We start from the raw sequence: 15384 nt of genomic DNA, 5'->3' as shown, positions 1-15384 counted from the left end.
CGAGACGGGCACCTCCTCGTTCACATTTTCATTGCTTTTTCCCGAACTCAAGCAGATGGCAACCGCTGTCGACGCTGTCAACGGAGAAATCGTGCCAGAAGGTCAAACGCGCGATTGATTTCCTTCGACTTGCTCTCGGCGAGCTCGCGAAATTCGGGACCGATGCTAGTGACCTTGTCCGGATGGTATTGCGACATACGTTGGCGGTATGCCGCGCGCAACTGTTCGGTCGTGAAAGGCCGACTCAACTGAAGCACGCGGCAAGCTTCCTCGATAGGGTCGGCACGTTCCGGCTCTGGTTCAGAGGCCGACTTGGGGCCAGCGCCTGTCGATGGCGCCGCTTTCGGTGCCTTCTTCTGGAAATGTTCAACGATGGCGCCTACCAGCCAGAAGCCGACGAGGGCGGCGATTGCTAGAATTGCGATTTTCATTCCGAATGCCCGGCGAGGCGCGCGTCAATAAGCGCCTTGAGTTCAGCGAGGAAAGCGTGGTCAGCTGGGTCGTCGCTCACGTCCCGGACCTCTCCAAGATGTGATGAAAGGTCCTGCAGGTCAGCGGCGCTCAGTTCTGCATCAGAGCGGAGAACGTCGATAAGGGGCACCGACAATTGATAGCGCTCACTGAGCCTGCGGCAAAGATGTGCCCCGTACGGCAGACAGAACAATGGCTCGAGCAGTGTCTTCCAGTGCCCGTGAAGTCGGTGGTGGCCCTGGTTCCTTCCCGTTCGCAGAAGCACGGCTAACCCGACTGCATACAGGACATAAGCCAGAGTCGCCATGGCCAAGAAAATGAGGTCAGCGCCTCTCGTCAATATCCAAACCGGAATGATGACAACAACCAAGCAGGTTACTGCGACCAGGAAAGGTCGGGCAAATCCCATCGGCCTCGCAAGCTGTTGGGCGAAACCTGCGAGTTCGTCCATCGCGCCTGTCCGGCTTGCTGCCAGCAGCTCAACGTCGGCCATCGGCCAGAACGAGTGAATGGGATACACGAATAGCGCAAGGTGTCGGCCGAAGGCCGCACGCCATGACGGGAAACGCACCCGCATCTGCCCAGGGCATAGGTAGAGCACCCCATGCCCCGGAGCTTTAAGCATCAACAGGCCGCTTGCAAAGAATGTCCAGATGGCAATTGCAAGCAAGCGGTTATAGTCGCCGAGGAGCGCGCTCACGCACTCCGCCGTTTGAACAGAGATTTAACACCCGCGAGCAGTGCCATCATAGCGGCGGCGACTACCTTCCAGCCAGCGGCCAAGATGCCAAGCAGCCACTTCCAAGCGCCCGTCTTGACTGCAGCGGCGGCTGCACCGCCAACAATCAATCCGGTCAGCCCGTACTCGGCAATCTTGTCGCCATCTCGGAATTCCGCGTAGGTTTGGTCGGGATTGAAGGCAAACCTATCTAGTTGTGTTTTCAGCTCGGCAACTGACTGGTCCACGCTCGCAGGGTCTGTTACCAAAATGACCGTCGCCACACCTGTCCGCGAGAGGACCTTTGTCGTGTAGTTGACGACCTTCTCGCCGTTGGTCTCACTGAGGGTCGCCCACGAAAGCCGTTTGGTGTCCGGCTCGTAGTGTGGCTCCACTTGCCAGCCGATGAGATGAAGCTCGGGCCAACCACGTTTGCGGCGCTCTTCGTTCGAGAGCTCGCCCCCTTTTTTAAGCTGTTCCAGAATTGCAGCAGGGTCAATCTTCTCGTCGTCCTTGACGTGACCTGTGTCTTCGTAGCGGATGACCGAGAACCAACGTTTCAACCCCTCCGGCGCATACAGCCATGTATTCTGCACTCCCGGGTTGTGCATCTCTTCCATCAGGCGTGTCGTATCCGTGGGGTCCAGCGACAAATATCCCTTATCCACCTTCCAAGTACCGATGGATGCGATTTGCTGATTGTATGGCCCGTGGTGCGGGTCTGTGACCACCTGTTCATCCGCTTGCGCGCTGGTTAGGAACAGTGCTACCACTGCCACCGCAAGGACTCGCTTGCCTTTTCGCGCAGCGAACACGGGATGAGACATCCCCTCGAATGTTCTCTTCATCGCTATCTCTCAGTTGTTTTCATTTTTAGCGCCGCAGGGACATGCGCCCGATGCTGATATGGGGACGTCTCGCGTCATGCTCGCCAGTTGTCAATTTGCGTAAAACCAATGGAAGTTGCTTGCGCAGCTCACAATCTTGGTAACGGCAGATGCAGCTTGAACTTGAGGTTTCTATCGAGTAATTGCGCGACGGCGCGCCCGAGGCAAAATTCAATGGCTGACTCGGTTGCCGGAAAAGGGGTTGCACATCTTTCACCGCAAACATTTTGGCGGCAATCTTCTGCGCTGTTTTCCCCGCCACGGATTTTTCGGTTGCAACTGTCTTCGCTGGCGCTTCATTGGCAGTCGCCGTAGGGCTTCTAGCGCTCTGGGTGGCGACCACCTTTTCGTCGCAACGCGCTTTTTCGGCCACTTTCTTAGACGGTGTCGCGACGGCGCCGAGCCGCGTCGGGCCAAGTGGCCGAACCGTCGCCTTTTGCCGGACTCGGTACTTGTTCAGGCCATCGACATGGTGCGATACGAGGGACTGGATTTGTCTCGTGTGATTGTTTGCGAGCATCCACTGTGACGACGCGGTCAGTGCTGCATCGAGTAGGGCGGGATAGCTCGCTCCTACGCGAGTGATGGACTCGGTACCCCTCAACTGCCATACGGCGCAGTTGCAGGGCGCGACGGCTGCAGCCCGGCAGTGCGCAGTCGCCAGTAATGCAGTGTTACCAATCTCGCGCCTCCGTTTCACATGTGTCCGACATCGCTCCTTACACTCCGAGCCATAGTCACTGAGACGTTGCACTCAATGTGCGAGGAGTAGCGAAGATGAACAAGAAGATACTTGGCGCAGCACTTGGTCTGGCGGTTCTGGCGGCATCAACGGCATCAACGGCAGCATCGGCGCACGTCGACGTCGGCATTGGTATCGGCATCCCGGTCGGAGTGTATGCGCCGGCTGAGCCGGTGTACGCACCGCCACCTCCCGTCGTATACGCTCCCGCACCTGTGGCCGTCGCGTACGGCGGTGACGACTGGCGTGCCCGGGAATGGCGCGAGCGTCGTGAGTGGCGTGAACGTGAATGGCGCCGCCAGGAATGGCGTGAGCACGAGTGGCGCGAGCATCGTGATTGGCGCGGGTATTGAATTGACGCCGGAAGGCGCCACATCCGACCAATCCAACCTCTGAGTATCTTCGAATGAAAGGTAGTCCGATAAGAATCGCCCTGATTGCAACGACGCTGGCCTTTGCAACGGCGGGCACGGCAAACGCCGCAGGCTGCCTCAAGGGCGCGGTGGTTGGCGGGGTCGCTGGGCATTACGCGGGGCACCACGCCGTCGTTGGTGCGGTCGGTGGCTGCATGGTCGGCAGGCACCTTGCGAAGCAGCACGCTCAACAGCAAGCCGCGCAACGTCAGGCAGCGCAGGCGCAATAAAACGTCGTCGGGTTGGTGCACTCGGTGGAACCAGAAAAATCGCTGGTCCACCGAGCACCTGACAACAACGTTTAGGCCGTCAACTCGGCGCCAGACTCGATTGTGGCCACCGGAGCAGTTACGGCTGCGGTCTTGTGCGGCGCATTCTTGACGGCAGCCGGTACGGAGTTCTTCGCTGCTGCTTTCTTGGTCGGCACCTTCGCGCTCTCGGCCTTCTTGGCAGCAGTTTTCTTCGCCGCGGGGGCCTTCTTCGCAACGGCCTTCGTGACTGCTGGTTTCACATCGGCCGCCGTGCTGGCTCCATCAATCAGAAACTTGCTTCGGTCCTTTGCACCAGCAAGCCACGCCGGCGCACGGCCGCGCCCACTCCACGTTGCACCACTCTTTGGGTCACGGTAAAGCGCCGGTTGCGGACCTTTGCGTTGACCCTTACCGGCGGTCGCGCGAACAGCTTTCGATGCCTCCTTTGCCGCAGCCTTCGCCCTGCTCACAGCACCCGCGGTCGTCGCAACAGTCGCTTCAGTGCCGGTTGCAATCAAGAATTTATTCCGGTCTTTAGCATCAGCAATCCATGCCGGGGCGCGACCGTGACCGGTCCAAGTCGCTCCCGTTTTGGGATGCTGATACTTCGGCGCCGCTTTGGCCTTGGTGCCATCGACAATTTTCGTTTTGCCAGCGGCGGCGCTGACCTTCTGTCCTTTCGTTGCCCGCTTTGCCGACGTCTTGGCTTCAATGTCCGCTGTCGTCAAACCATGCTTCGACATGATGTCGCGGATTTGGTCCACGACAGCCTGCGTCTTTTTTGCCGCCAGAGCTTCCGCTTGCGTTTTCAATTTTTTCAACTTTGCTTCGATTTGTTCTAGTGTTGCCATGACTCTCCCGTTCTGTCAGTACGTGACTGTCCGCACTATGCCATAACCGCTGTGGGTAACGCACGTCCAAAAGAGACCGGAACTCAATTCTCACCAAACTCAGGTAGCACAGAAGCTATGTCTTTATTAACCGTTCGCACCGTCACCCAAGCAATGCGCGGATTTAGTCCCGCTTTAAACGTATCAAAGCCGCAGTAGTTCATCTTTCATCCAATCGTGGACGGCTCGACTCAGTTCCTGCTGTGACAGGTCCCGAGGAGAGAATGCCGGGCCGACAACCACACGAATTTGTCCACGGCCGCTGGGCCAGCCTTTCGCCGGCCAGACTTTGCCCGCGTTGAGAACCACAGGAACAGCAGGCACGCCAGTCGCGCAAGCCAATCGAACGCCTCCCGATGTCATCCTCAACGGGGCATCGTGTGGCACCCGGGTCCCCTCCGGAAAAATGACAACGACATCTCCCTTGGCGAGTCTCTCAGCGCTTTCCTGCGTCACGGCCTGATGTGCCTGTCGAGGAGAGCCGCGATTCAGGCTGACCATATCGAGGCCACGCAGCACCCATCCAAAAAATGGAATACGAAGAAGCTCTTCCTTGAAAACAAAACTGATGCGCCGCGGGAAAAGCGCCAGAAACGCGAGTGTCTCCCACGTCGATTCGTGACGGCACAGCAATATCGCGGGTCCTTCGGGAATATTTTCGAGCCCTTCTATCGAAACTGAAACTCCCGGCAAGCTGCGCATCACAACCACCAATGCGCGGCACCATTGTTTTGCGAGCCAGTATCGTCCCGCCCTGCCGACAAAAGGGAACAGAAGCAGTATGGCCATCGAATACAGCGTCCCGCTACCGAGGAGGTAGACGATAAACAGCCATTTAGTCAAAGTCGAGCGCATCGGGTCCTGATTCGGATTGGTTTGGGGCGGAACATTTCACCGTTGACAGGTAAGACCAGGCCGTGGCCGATGCGTTCGCTTACCAAGGCCGAAAGCGGGAACCCCGTACCTGAAACGCGGCACGCAAAGCAGGCCATCAGCTTGGGGATGTCCGACACCGCAGCGTTTACGTCCCCTAACACCCTTGGGCTGGCATTACGGTGTTCACGCACACTGGGAGCCCAGCATGCACTGCAAGGAACCGCGCATCAAGGTTCATAGCTTTCGCCAGAGAAAGCGACTTTCCATCAACCTCCTGCGGACCGACCGATAGGCAGGTCGCGGTGGTCTTTGTCGCGTGCAGCGCAGTGACCATGTCATTGAAGTCATGTTGACCGGTGCGCAAACGGATTGATGGGTTGGACCTTCGTTCGGTCCTTGACGCGCTCTAGCATCTGGCACGTGCCCCAATCGGTAATCAGCGCTTCAAGCCCGCGGACTACATTCGATTCCATAACCTGCACGCCCGCATCGCCGTTGAAGTTGGCACTGAACGCGGTGTGGAATCGATACTGGAAGTAGCCGGAGACTTCCCTGATGCGTTCCGGGGTATTGGAGTCCGTGTAAATCACAGATTCGGGGGAGAACGGGTCATAGTAAATGACATATGGGTATTCAGTATTTACCGCAACGCGTGGCTCATCGCTGACGAGCAATGAGCCGACCAACTGGATAGACCCCTTCATGCCCTTGGGGGTCTTGAATACCCAGATACGCTTTGGCAACCGCTCCGCAAGTTTTACGATTTTTGCATTGTTAGAGCCAACGTGGCCGAGTTCGCCGTTCCTGAGGTTCTGCTCGAGCTTCTGCGAGTAGTAAAAAATATCCATTTATATCTGTCTACTGATGCTTGATTCGGTCGCGGTCTTTTTCTAAGCGCGGCAAAGTCGCTGAAACGTTGGCTGCGGAATGAACCGTGGCCTACGTTGTTGAAAAGACAACGGCCGCCATGTCGCCAACCTGCGTGAAGCTCCGGACGAAACGATAGACCTGTCCGCCAACCTGCATCGTGTTCGCTCCTGATGAAGTTGATTCAAGGATTCCGTTTGCGGCCGGGATTGTAATCGTGCCAATCTGCTTCAGGTCTTCCCGCGAACCTTCCGGGTCGCCCAGATACACGGTGCAAGCATCGGGGGTGTGCCGCATCATCACAATGCTGATGGCATTATCGAGCGACCTCTCCAGATATACGGCAAGGGTTCGCAGCGACTCCGGAACGTATTCCGGGCTACCTGCTAACTCGTTGTTGTCCGTCATATTTAGCTCCTGTGACTTGCGGCGGTGTATGCGCCTTCGCATTCTCGCTCTTGACATCATGACATAGAGGTCGGCCCCAGTAGAGGAAGTGATACTGCACTTACCGATTACCCGCAGCAACCGGGCGCGCGTGTCATATCCACGATTCATTCAAGCTGGGTTTTCGGCGTTTTCAGGTGCGCATCTATCAATAGAACACGCCATGCCGAACGGCGCGTCCGAGCGCACCAACATGGCGTCAATGTTGCCAGCGTTCAGAGCATCCAAACGTGCCGCGCCGGCGGTCCTGCAAGAATCTTCGCAAACACCACACGGCACCGTCCACACGTGAAGTGCTCTTCTGCTCGCACATCGTTCATCGCGCCGGCGCCGTTGAGCACAAGGTGACGATGCGGCGGCTCGCTGGTAGACTTGCCGCGGAGGTCAGCGCACTGGGTAGAAAGCTGAATCCAAAACTCCACGCTACCGAGAGTCAGAAATTGCTCGCCCGCATCAGATACGCACCGCGTTGAGCGCGGGCCGTTTCTAAATTGGCCGGGAGGAGCGGTACCGCTGGGTGCTACGATACTGTTCAACACCGCCAACGCTGTATCTTCATCAAAAATCTAACATGCCTCTTCCAAACGGTGTAGACCCTACCGGGGCAATAGAGAAAGTGTGCCCATCTGCGGCATGGCTAGGCAATCGAGGCGAGATTCACGACGCAGAACGACGTATTGTCCGGGGATGGAAAATCAAAGCCTGGGTGACCTGCCAGCTATCGTTCAAAGGCTGGAGCCGTAAGCCGTTGATGCAACCCGGCAGCTACACGGAGCTGTTTTTCCTCGACGAAGCGACGGCACTCAGTGCGGGGCATCGGCCATGTGGAATGTGCCGCAAACGCGAGTATGTTTCCTTCAAGTCTCTCTGGCTTGCTGCCAACGGTTACCAGCGTGACCTCGGAATCGCGGACGTAGACAAAACACTCCACGCCGAGCGCAACAGCCGCGGCGGCAGCGGTGACTGGGTTCGCGCAGCTGACTCCCTGCCGCCCGGAGTCATTGTTGAATTCGACGGTGCACCTCATCTCTGGAACGGCCGAAGCCTGCGCAGGTGGACGGCGACGGGTTATGGGCCCGACATCAAACTTTGCGAATTGCCGCCTCGACTGCAGTTGCTGACTCCTCCGTCCGTGGTGAACGCAATCCAAGCAGGCTATCAAGTGCAGATGCACCCGACTGCCTTGGCATAGCCGTTGGCGACGCATGAGACGTCAATTTTGATAGCAGAAACTCTATAACCATAGTCATGACGGTGTACCTAGAAGAATTCAGCGAAGGCAACCCGACGATATTTGAACGAGTATCTCTTTCTTCGTCGGACGGTCACAATGAGCGATGGTTGCAGGAACGCCTGTTCAAGCATCCAAACCTGATACCGATGGTAGAGATGTTCGGGCACGGTGAAGCGTTCATACCGCTTTGCCGGGAGCTACCTCTTCGTCATGGCTCCTCGAATGTATTTCTTGACCTGCTCGGCGTTTCGCCGACGGGTCGACTGGTGCTGGTGGAATGCAAGCTCTGGCGCAACCCTGAGGCGCGCCGCGAAGTCGTGGCGCAAATATTCGAATATGCGGCACTTCTCGCCGACTGGACATACTCGGACCTCGAAGCGCGCCTGAAACAGGCTCGCGGGCTCACCGGCGAGAATCCGATATTCCAGGCCGTTCGCGCTGTGGACCCCAATTGTGATGAAGCGCGCTTTGTCGATGCGGTGAATGCTTCGCTGTCGCGCGGGGACTTCCTGCTTGCCATCGCGGGCGACGGCATTCGGAGCGACTTACATGCGTTGCGCCGACTGATGGCAAGTCAAGGCGGCCTGCTGTCGAAACTAGCGCTTCTTGAAATCAAGGTGTTCAAGGACGCCAGTGGACGCGCGTTACTTGTCCCCAACGTCCCAGTGCAGACTGAGATTGTTAAGCGCGAGGTGTTGGTGAGAGCTGACGGGGAATCTCTCGAGAAAACCGGGCCGGCAGTGCCGCGTGACCAGCCTGTCTTGGGGACTCTCGAGCGCGCAGCCACTTCAAACGACGCGCGACTCCAGAACCGGGCGTTCTGGGACAAATTCATTAGTCTCGTCAAATTTGACCACCCCGACCAAACGACCCCGCGCCATGGAGGCAATAATTGGGTGCGCATTGAGTTGCCCGGACCCATCAAGGGGCTCGTTGCATACCGGACCGCGGCCGGGGAGGCGGGCTTTATGGTCAAATTCCTTGGGGCGGATGGCCGAGACGTATTGCGCTCGTTGCTCGATGACCAGCCGGCCCTTGAACAGGAACTGGGGCAATCAGTTCGATTTGATATCGGCGAGCCCGGCGAGGAGAGTGCCGATGTCGTCGGGCAGATGCTGGTTGATTACGTGCCATCAAGCGATAGCAATAGTCAGGACAGTTCGCAGTTGTCTTGGCTTGTTGCAACAGCAAACTCAATAGTGACGGCGCTGAGACCTAGACTGAAGTAAAAAATAGTCGAAGCATATTGCGCCTCCGCGTGCACGGACACGGTGAGCCGTGAGGATGATAGCCGCGCTAGTCAAAGTCCACATTCCCGGCGCGATACAGTTCGGCTAACCGTCGAATCTGCTCGGGCAGTATGCGACCAAGCGATAGCGAAGGAAGGTCTTCCAGACTGAAAAAATCAACGCTATTCGTCTCAGAGCCGACTATCGCTCCGGCTTTCTCGGTTGCGCCAAGGAACACCACCTTCCAGATATGAAATGCGGACGGCGGATGGGCATGCTTGTTCATATCCCACACCGCCAGCAGACGTTTGATACGCACCGTGTATCCGCTTTCTTCGCGGGCCTCCTTCGCTGCATTCTCGGCAGGCGACAAACCCACGTCGGCCCAACCACCCGGGATTGACCACAGTCCGTCTGCAGCCTCGCGGACAAGCAGAATTCGACCGGCTTCATCAAAGACTGCACATCTGACGTCAAGCTTAGGATTCGCGTAGCCTGACTCCAATGAGAACAACTGAGCGACTTTGCCCGTATTCATCGACGCTAGTTCGGCAATCTGGTTGTGAGCGATACTCGCAATCTCCTCATAGCGTTCCCTGTCGAAGGAGCCGGTAGTGTAGTGCAGCCCAGTCTGCGCGATTGCCAGCAGGCGGCGGGCTTGGTCAAGGCGGGTTCGTGCCAGTTGGTCTGCGGGTAACGTAGGCATGCGATGACGACGACGGAAAGGTGATTGGAATAGGCGACGTTGCGTGCTGTGTGTCCAGGTGCGGGCTGGCAATCGCGTCGCGGCCATGCCAGCATGAGCCCACGCCCTTTGCTTGCAGTCCTCAAGCTCTGGCACTGGAACCGTTGAGCGAAATTATTTCGCTGCACCCTAAAGTTTTTACGTCCCGAGCCGATAAGAAGGCCCGTTGGGATGTCATTGTGCCTTGTTCCGCGGTCCTGCGAGGATTGCGCTGATGGGACGCTTCGGAAGTAGGCAGACACAAAAAACAAATTCTGAGAGAAAAAGATGGGGAATCCGGCTGCTCGCCGCTCGCCAAGCCTGCGGGCAGTCACGCAGACGTCTCGTCTTGCTAAACGGCTCGGCGATGTCTGGTGTTTGTTGCTCACGGTGACGGCGACCACGCTCACCTGTCTGGCCAGCGGTGCGCTCAAAACAATGGCCGGCGAAATCGCTCCGATATGGTTCACCAACGCCGTGCTGCTCTCGCAACTCATGGTCGTATCGAGACGACGACGGTACTGGGTGCTAGCGGGCGGCGTGCTCGGGAATCTCGCGGCCAACCTGTATGTAGGCGAAAGCCTCGGCGTATCGGTTTCCTATTCGTCCGCCGACATCGTCGAGGTGTTGATTGCGTTCGCCTTTGCTCCGCTCGTATCCTCTGTCTCGGAACTTGTGCGGCCGAAGGTGCTCATGCGATTTGTGGCGGGTGGGGTCCTCCTTGCTCCCGTTGTGTCAGGCCTGCTTGCGACAATACTGCTACGCGGACAGTTGAGCGGTAACATGTTCCCCAACCTCGCCAACTGGTTCATCTCGGATGCCTTGAGCCTGGCCATTTTCACACCGGCTGCCCTGGTGTTCTGGACCGGTGAAGTGGCGCAATTGCTGCGTGCGGACCGTCGCCGAAAGACAGCGTTCCTGTTGGTGGTGGTTTGCATCGTCACGGCAGGCGTGTTCGGCCAGAGCAAGTTTCCGCTTCTGTATTGGGCGCTCCCGCCTATTGTCCTGCTGGCATTTCAGGCTGACCTCGCTGGTGTCATGGTCGGCCTGCTTTTATGTCTCGCAATCGCCGTATCGTTCACAATACGCGGCACCGGTCCGCTGTGGGTGTTTCCGTATGAATCGATGCAAGGGCGAATTTTCGGCTTGCAGCTTTTCCTCGTAGCAGCACTCGGTATCGCGCTCCCCATTACAGCCACGCAAGCCCAGCGAAACCGGCTCTTTACCATGCTGCGCGATGGCGAACGTCGATATCGGGTGCTTGCAGAAAACGCGACGGACATCGTCATGAGCCTCGGACTGGACGGCAGACTGACATATGTATCGCCACGGGTTACGGCATTGCTGGGGCTCTCGCCCGACCACCTCATCGGTCTGCACCTGGCGGACCTCGCAGTATCCGATGACCGCAATGCGCTCGCAATGGCCATCGGGAAAGTGGCTTCGGGCGAAGTCGAAGCTTCCGAAACCAGTCGCTTCCTGCGCAAAGGTGTTAAGGCTCTTTGGATGGAAACGCACTTGCGCTGTGTAGTCGACCCGTTCTCCGGAAAGCCCGATTCCTTAACGGCTACGGTCCGAGACGTTACCGAACAAAGACTTAACGAGGAGCGCGCCGCTGACGAACGAGCGGAGTTGCACAGCCTCGCATTCCGGGACGGGCTGACTGGACTGTTCAATCGGCGTCACTTTGACCGAGAGCTAGGACGTCGCTGGCAGCAGGGGGCGCGTGCGGATAAAAGCGGATATATGGCTGTCATCATGACGGACGTAGATGCCTACAAAAAATACAACGACTTTTACGGCCATCAGAGCGGCGATGAGTGCCTGCGCATCATTGCCGGCGCCATTGCATCATCGGCAGCGCGTTTTACTGACACCGTGGCGCGATACGGGGGCGAAGAATTTGCATTGATATTGTGCGATACAGACCAGGAAGGTGCGCTAGCGGTGGCAGAACGAATTCGGCGGTCAGTGGAAAGCCTGCATCTTCCCCACGCTGGCAGCGAGTCCGGGATTGTTACCATTAGCCTCGGTGTCGCCGCCTTCTGCACGAACGAGCATCGCGACCCAACGCTGCTTGTCGCGGCAGCAGACCGGGCACTTTATGCGGCCAAGCGGCAAGGTCGCAATTGCACATGCGTGGCAGATGGCGTTGACGGAGACCTAGCGGACGTCTAGCTTGAGGGCGACAACGTCTTAGTGCATCGTCTGAATATCACGAGGACGAAGTTGTCCTCGTCCGACACCACGCCTTTGAGAACATGCTCACGATGCGGCGGCAAACTGCCCGACTTGCCATAAGGTCAGCGCACTGCGCGCATGGCTGAATACAAAGGTCCGTTCGGCGTTGGTCGAAAATGGCCGCGCGGTCATGCAGCGAGACGATGCTCGTAATACGGCCGGTCCCTGTCATCAAGAATCGCGTACATTGTCGCCAAGTCCGACGCATCAGGGTTAAGGCGGGCGTCAATGTGTTCGGGCTTGATTGGAATGATGCGTCGGTCATGACCGGCGGCGGCGACCTCGGTCGGAGGTTCCTGGATTATTACCGTGACTGAAATCAAATCGGGCGAACCTCCCCTGACCAGCGCGACCCCGTCCGGAACGGGTGTATTCGATTTTTGTGTCGGCGAGTAACAGCGAAACATGTTGTCGTTATATACCACTGGAAGCTTTGACGCAAAAACCGGCTCAATCCCTGAACCCAATCCAACAACAGTCAGACTGTTTTTGTTAGCAAACCTAATGTGTATGTCCGCAACGAAAACGCTTGGGTCGAATGGCTCGCGGCATCACATCGGTTTCTGCGCGAAGTTGCGGGCTTCGAAAAGTGCATCGTTTGCTGGCAAACCGTGTTGAAAGCGCAATCATTTACTATCTTTCTTTTTTGATAGTCATGAACCTCATGTTCACACAATATTGTTGTCTGGCAACAATAATCTAAGACACTTCCCTTCCAATCCAGCACGACGATATCGTGGCCGGAAAAGTCGAGGTTTCGTCGCTTCAGCAAAGAAAGCGCTGCATACGCTTGCAACATCATCTCGGTCGCAACGTCTGCTGAATATGGCGTTGACCCCATGGGTCCAGCCGGCACAACAGAGACCGACAGTTCGACTTTTGTTGAAACCGGCAAGAAGAGCGCGGCACTTCGATGACTTAACACTGTTAGCACGGCAATCTACGGACATGACGCGCGGCCCCATCACTGAGAGACCGTGAAGCCAAACGGATAGGGAAGGGCGTGCAACGCGTCACGGAGCCTCAGGCTCAGTTCGCGCACAGCGTTCGGCTCGGAGTGCGATTGGAAACTGAACGGCCACGCCTCTTCTTATGCTCCGCCATTCCTTTCCTTAGTTGTCAACAAAACGGCAGTACAAAAAAAAGAAGCATGCGTCGCTTTATCCGGAAACCGTTAATCCGGCCCATCAAACCCGCGTCCTTCACAGGAGGTTCCATGTCAGCTCAACCCCACGACCTCGCCGCCCTCGCAAGGAGAATCGAGGCGTTCCACGGCGTTATTAAGCGTGTTGATGAAGAACACAAAGCGGAAACGTTGATTCGCATCATTCACCAGCCCGGATACACGACTGTTGCCGAATGGGCCTTCTTGGCGCACACTTTGGAGAACGCCATTGCACAAGCCGAGGCTGCTGCTAGTACGTACGCTGCGCTCGTAGAAGATGCGCAAAAGGTCGGCGCGAGTACTTAAATCTTTCCTCAAAATGGGGGCTTGAAATACCCAAGGCGTGGTGCGGCCCACGCCCCGAAATGCCTCTGCAGCGTCGAGGTTGGTGGGAACGTGAGACCTGCTTTGCTTTCGTAGAAGTGGCAGGCGCCCAGATGCATCTTGGCACCAACCTCGGGAAAGCGACTTTTCCCACACCCGGCCGAGACGACCACCAACACACGGTCATCGACGTATATGACCGCACGTTCCCTATTCCTCTGCAATCGGCTTGTTCGCTACGCTGTCGAATAGATTTTTGCACTCGACCAGTTCCTGACGGACGTGCTCTTCGTCTTTCTGTGCCAAGCAGCTGACCAGTCACGTCGCCAGATTTTCACCACTTGTTCGACGCATTCTTGGCCACTGAGAGTTCGAGAGTAGCCGGAATCGGCTAATCGTTCATTGAGCGCAGCCAACCAGTCAATATAACTCCCGCCAATGCCGAAAATCGCCTTGCAAACGTCCCGCTTGGCGCCTAGATTTTCTCGGTAGAGAAGATTTATTTTGGATAACTGAGGTGAGATTCTCCAGCAACGGACAGTTAGCGTCGCGTCATGCAAGATGAATGGCTCTCTGCACTATGCAAATCTTGACAGCAAGGCGATGTTGACAGTGCAATGTGCGCTATTTTCGCAACACACCGTTGGTTCTTAAAATCGGAAGTTATCCTGAACATTGGAGTTTGATGCCATGCGTTTACACAAAGAGTTTACATACCTCTTGGTTACTTCTGCTATTTCAATGTCTGGATTGGTCTTGGCACAGGTTAGGCCGCCGACCGTTCCGGGTGTTTCACCTGACGTTTTATGCAAACGGAAGCTTCTCTCGGCGGCGACATCGGGGGCAACTGTACACGCGGTTATTGTCACGAACGATTCGCAGTCTCAGGCTGCGACGTATCTTCTAGGCGATATTGCAGGTGATTCGTTTAATCCTACTGGGAATATTTCAGGTGGTCTAGCTGAATACTCCTCGCAAGACTCCTTTTGCCTAAATGAACCTGCCGCCACCACATGCACAGGCAAGGTGCAGCCTTTCAGTGCCAAAACGGCCCAAAACGCAAAGTTGTCAATATCGCGAAGCGGCGATATGTCCATTACGTGGCCGGGCGGTGGCGTCACAACGCCCATACCGACATGTTTGTCGAATAAAACCTTTGTTTTCCAGGAAAACAAGTATACCGGCGTGTTGACGTTGATAGCGCAACCCTCAAATTCACTCCATTGATGAAACGTATTTTGGCGAAGACGTTCACCACTCAGTGCGGAAGCAAAGGGAGACATCATGGCGACAGTCGTACGATGGTTCATTGGCCGGTTCAATGGCGTCCTGGATTGCACATTGCCCGTGAGGATTAGTAACTTGGACCAACGCGTGGTCCTGGTTTCAGTGAGCGAGGGCGACAATGCGGACAACACCCAGGCTCCAGAACGATTTCTTGGTTCCGCTGCAATGTGGGTCGAAAACGTCTGCCCGCGTGCCAACGACATACAATTCCGGTTGGTCGTGGACTGGGACAAGCCTCTTGCTGTCTGGGCAGACGTCTTCATTGCGGACGAATTTCCACAAGGCTTTTTGTTGTCGAGGTAAGCAATGGGAAAACTCCAATATATTTCACGACAGGACATCGTGAAGGTGCAGGCGTGCGCCGTGCACGTGCAGGCGGGTGCAGAGCCCCTACTCCGGCCCCACCGCGTCCTCGCTGCCACCACTGCGGACTCCCGGCTGTCGTCGGCTTCGTATTCCGGCGGACCCAGTAGCGCTCGTGTGGTTACCCGAGTCGAAGCCATCGTAGACGAAGAGCTTTCGGCACGGGTGCTTCGCAGAGAAATGACAATCCTACAACGCGAAGTCGCAAAATTGCAGAATGAGGTAAATGCACTTAAGTCATCCACCGCGAGCGCG

Annotated in this window: 17 protein-coding genes and 1 pseudogene; 7 read left to right on the top strand and 11 right to left on the bottom strand. The window is 56.6% G+C overall.

The genetic code is table 11. The annotated features are described in order from the left end of the window. Window positions 1-77: 77 nt before the first annotated feature. Genes BC1002_RS35580 through BC1002_RS37585 form a run of 4 tightly spaced genes read right to left on the bottom strand, consistent with a single transcriptional unit; the run spans window position 78 to window position 2596 of the window. The gene (locus tag BC1002_RS35580) at window positions 78-431 is read right to left on the bottom strand and encodes a J domain-containing protein (RefSeq protein WP_013088434.1); all 354 of its coding nucleotides are present in this window, start codon (window positions 429-431) and stop codon (window positions 78-80) included. Further along, entirely contained in the window at window positions 428-1171 is a 744-nt protein-coding gene (locus BC1002_RS02160; RefSeq protein WP_041734279.1) for a hypothetical protein, read from the bottom strand. Before BC1002_RS02160 ends, BC1002_RS35580 begins: the two co-directional genes overlap by 4 nt. Then, complete coding sequence (locus BC1002_RS02155; RefSeq protein ID WP_013088432.1) at window positions 1168-2037, bottom strand: DUF2167 domain-containing protein; 870 nt, start codon at window positions 2035-2037, stop codon at window positions 1168-1170. Before BC1002_RS02155 ends, BC1002_RS02160 begins: the two co-directional genes overlap by 4 nt. A 25-nt stretch (window positions 2038-2062) precedes the next feature. Beyond that, window positions 2063-2596 (bottom strand): hypothetical protein, encoded by a 534-nt coding sequence (locus tag BC1002_RS37585; RefSeq protein WP_157874634.1) that lies wholly within the window; start codon window positions 2594-2596, stop codon window positions 2063-2065. 257 nt (window positions 2597-2853) lie between these two features. On the opposite strand from BC1002_RS37585, the gene BC1002_RS35995 reads away from it, so the two are divergent. Both BC1002_RS35995 and BC1002_RS38725 read left to right on the top strand, forming a co-directional pair. After that, window positions 2854-3171 carry a hypothetical protein gene (locus tag BC1002_RS35995; protein WP_013088431.1) on the top strand — a complete coding sequence of 106 codons (318 nt, stop codon included), beginning with the start codon at window positions 2854-2856 and terminating at the stop codon, window positions 3169-3171. A gap of 53 nt (window positions 3172-3224) precedes the next feature. Continuing rightward, window positions 3225-3461 (top strand): hypothetical protein, encoded by a 237-nt coding sequence (locus BC1002_RS38725; protein WP_013088430.1) that lies wholly within the window; start codon window positions 3225-3227, stop codon window positions 3459-3461. A gap of 71 nt (window positions 3462-3532) precedes the next feature. Here the strand turns inward: BC1002_RS38725 and BC1002_RS02140 are convergent, their stop codons facing one another. The 4 genes from BC1002_RS02140 to BC1002_RS02125 form a co-directional block, all read right to left on the bottom strand. Then, the gene (locus BC1002_RS02140) at window positions 3533-4333 is read right to left on the bottom strand and encodes an H-NS family nucleoid-associated regulatory protein (protein ID WP_013088429.1); all 801 of its coding nucleotides are present in this window, start codon (window positions 4331-4333) and stop codon (window positions 3533-3535) included. Window positions 4334-4516: 183 nt separating this feature from the next. Beyond that, window positions 4517-5227, bottom strand: coding sequence for a lysophospholipid acyltransferase family protein (locus BC1002_RS35990; protein WP_013088428.1), 711 nt, complete (start codon window positions 5225-5227; stop codon window positions 4517-4519). 365 nt (window positions 5228-5592) lie between these two features. Next, the gene (locus tag BC1002_RS02130; RefSeq protein WP_013088427.1) at window positions 5593-6096 is read right to left on the bottom strand and encodes a hypothetical protein; all 504 of its coding nucleotides are present in this window, start codon (window positions 6094-6096) and stop codon (window positions 5593-5595) included. 91 nt (window positions 6097-6187) lie between these two features. Further along, window positions 6188-6523 carry a hypothetical protein gene (locus BC1002_RS02125; RefSeq protein WP_013088426.1) on the bottom strand — a complete coding sequence of 112 codons (336 nt, stop codon included), beginning with the start codon at window positions 6521-6523 and terminating at the stop codon, window positions 6188-6190. 787 nt (window positions 6524-7310) lie between these two features. Between BC1002_RS02125 and BC1002_RS02120 the strand changes: the two genes are divergently transcribed. Together BC1002_RS02120 and BC1002_RS02115 are read left to right on the top strand one after the other, a co-directional pair. Further along, a complete protein-coding gene (locus BC1002_RS02120; protein ID WP_238537908.1) occupies window positions 7311-7754 on the top strand; it encodes a hypothetical protein in 444 nt (147 codons plus the stop codon). A 56-nt stretch (window positions 7755-7810) separates the two neighbouring features. Beyond that, window positions 7811-9025, top strand: a complete 1215-nt coding sequence (locus tag BC1002_RS02115; protein WP_013088423.1) for a PDDEXK family nuclease — start codon at window positions 7811-7813, stop codon at window positions 9023-9025. 67 nt (window positions 9026-9092) lie between these two features. On the opposite strand, the gene BC1002_RS02110 is transcribed toward BC1002_RS02115, so the two are convergent. Beyond that, the gene (locus BC1002_RS02110; protein ID WP_013088422.1) at window positions 9093-9731 is read right to left on the bottom strand and encodes an NUDIX hydrolase; all 639 of its coding nucleotides are present in this window, start codon (window positions 9729-9731) and stop codon (window positions 9093-9095) included. Between the two features lie 306 nt (window positions 9732-10037). Between BC1002_RS02110 and BC1002_RS35575 the strand changes: the two genes are divergently transcribed. Next, window positions 10038-11927 (top strand): sensor domain-containing diguanylate cyclase, encoded by a 1890-nt coding sequence (locus tag BC1002_RS35575; protein WP_013088421.1) that lies wholly within the window; start codon window positions 10038-10040, stop codon window positions 11925-11927. A gap of 191 nt (window positions 11928-12118) precedes the next feature. Here the strand turns inward: BC1002_RS35575 and BC1002_RS38720 are convergent. Then, window positions 12119-12325: pseudogene (locus tag BC1002_RS38720) on the bottom strand (SOS response-associated peptidase family protein); the annotation flags it as partial. 881 nt (window positions 12326-13206) lie between these two features. Between BC1002_RS38720 and BC1002_RS02095 the strand changes: the two are divergent. Beyond that, a complete protein-coding gene (locus BC1002_RS02095) occupies window positions 13207-13461 on the top strand; it encodes a hypothetical protein (RefSeq protein WP_013088420.1) in 255 nt (84 codons plus the stop codon). Window positions 13462-14363: 902 nt separating this feature from the next. Here BC1002_RS02095 and BC1002_RS37580 read toward each other — a convergent pair. Next, a complete protein-coding gene (locus BC1002_RS37580; RefSeq protein ID WP_157874633.1) occupies window positions 14364-14789 on the bottom strand; it encodes a hypothetical protein in 426 nt (141 codons plus the stop codon). A 52-nt stretch (window positions 14790-14841) separates the two neighbouring features. Between BC1002_RS37580 and BC1002_RS02090 the strand changes: the two genes are divergently transcribed. After that, window positions 14842-15069, top strand: coding sequence for a hypothetical protein (locus BC1002_RS02090; protein WP_157874632.1), 228 nt, complete (start codon window positions 14842-14844; stop codon window positions 15067-15069). Window positions 15070-15384 lie beyond the last annotated feature (315 nt).

Origin of the sequence: Paraburkholderia atlantica (genome assembly GCF_000092885.1) — a bacterium.
Taxonomy (GTDB): Bacteria; Pseudomonadota; Gammaproteobacteria; order Burkholderiales; family Burkholderiaceae; genus Paraburkholderia; species Paraburkholderia atlantica.
The sequence above is the reverse complement of the archived record's forward strand: the minus strand, read 5'-3'. Positions and strand labels throughout refer to the sequence as shown.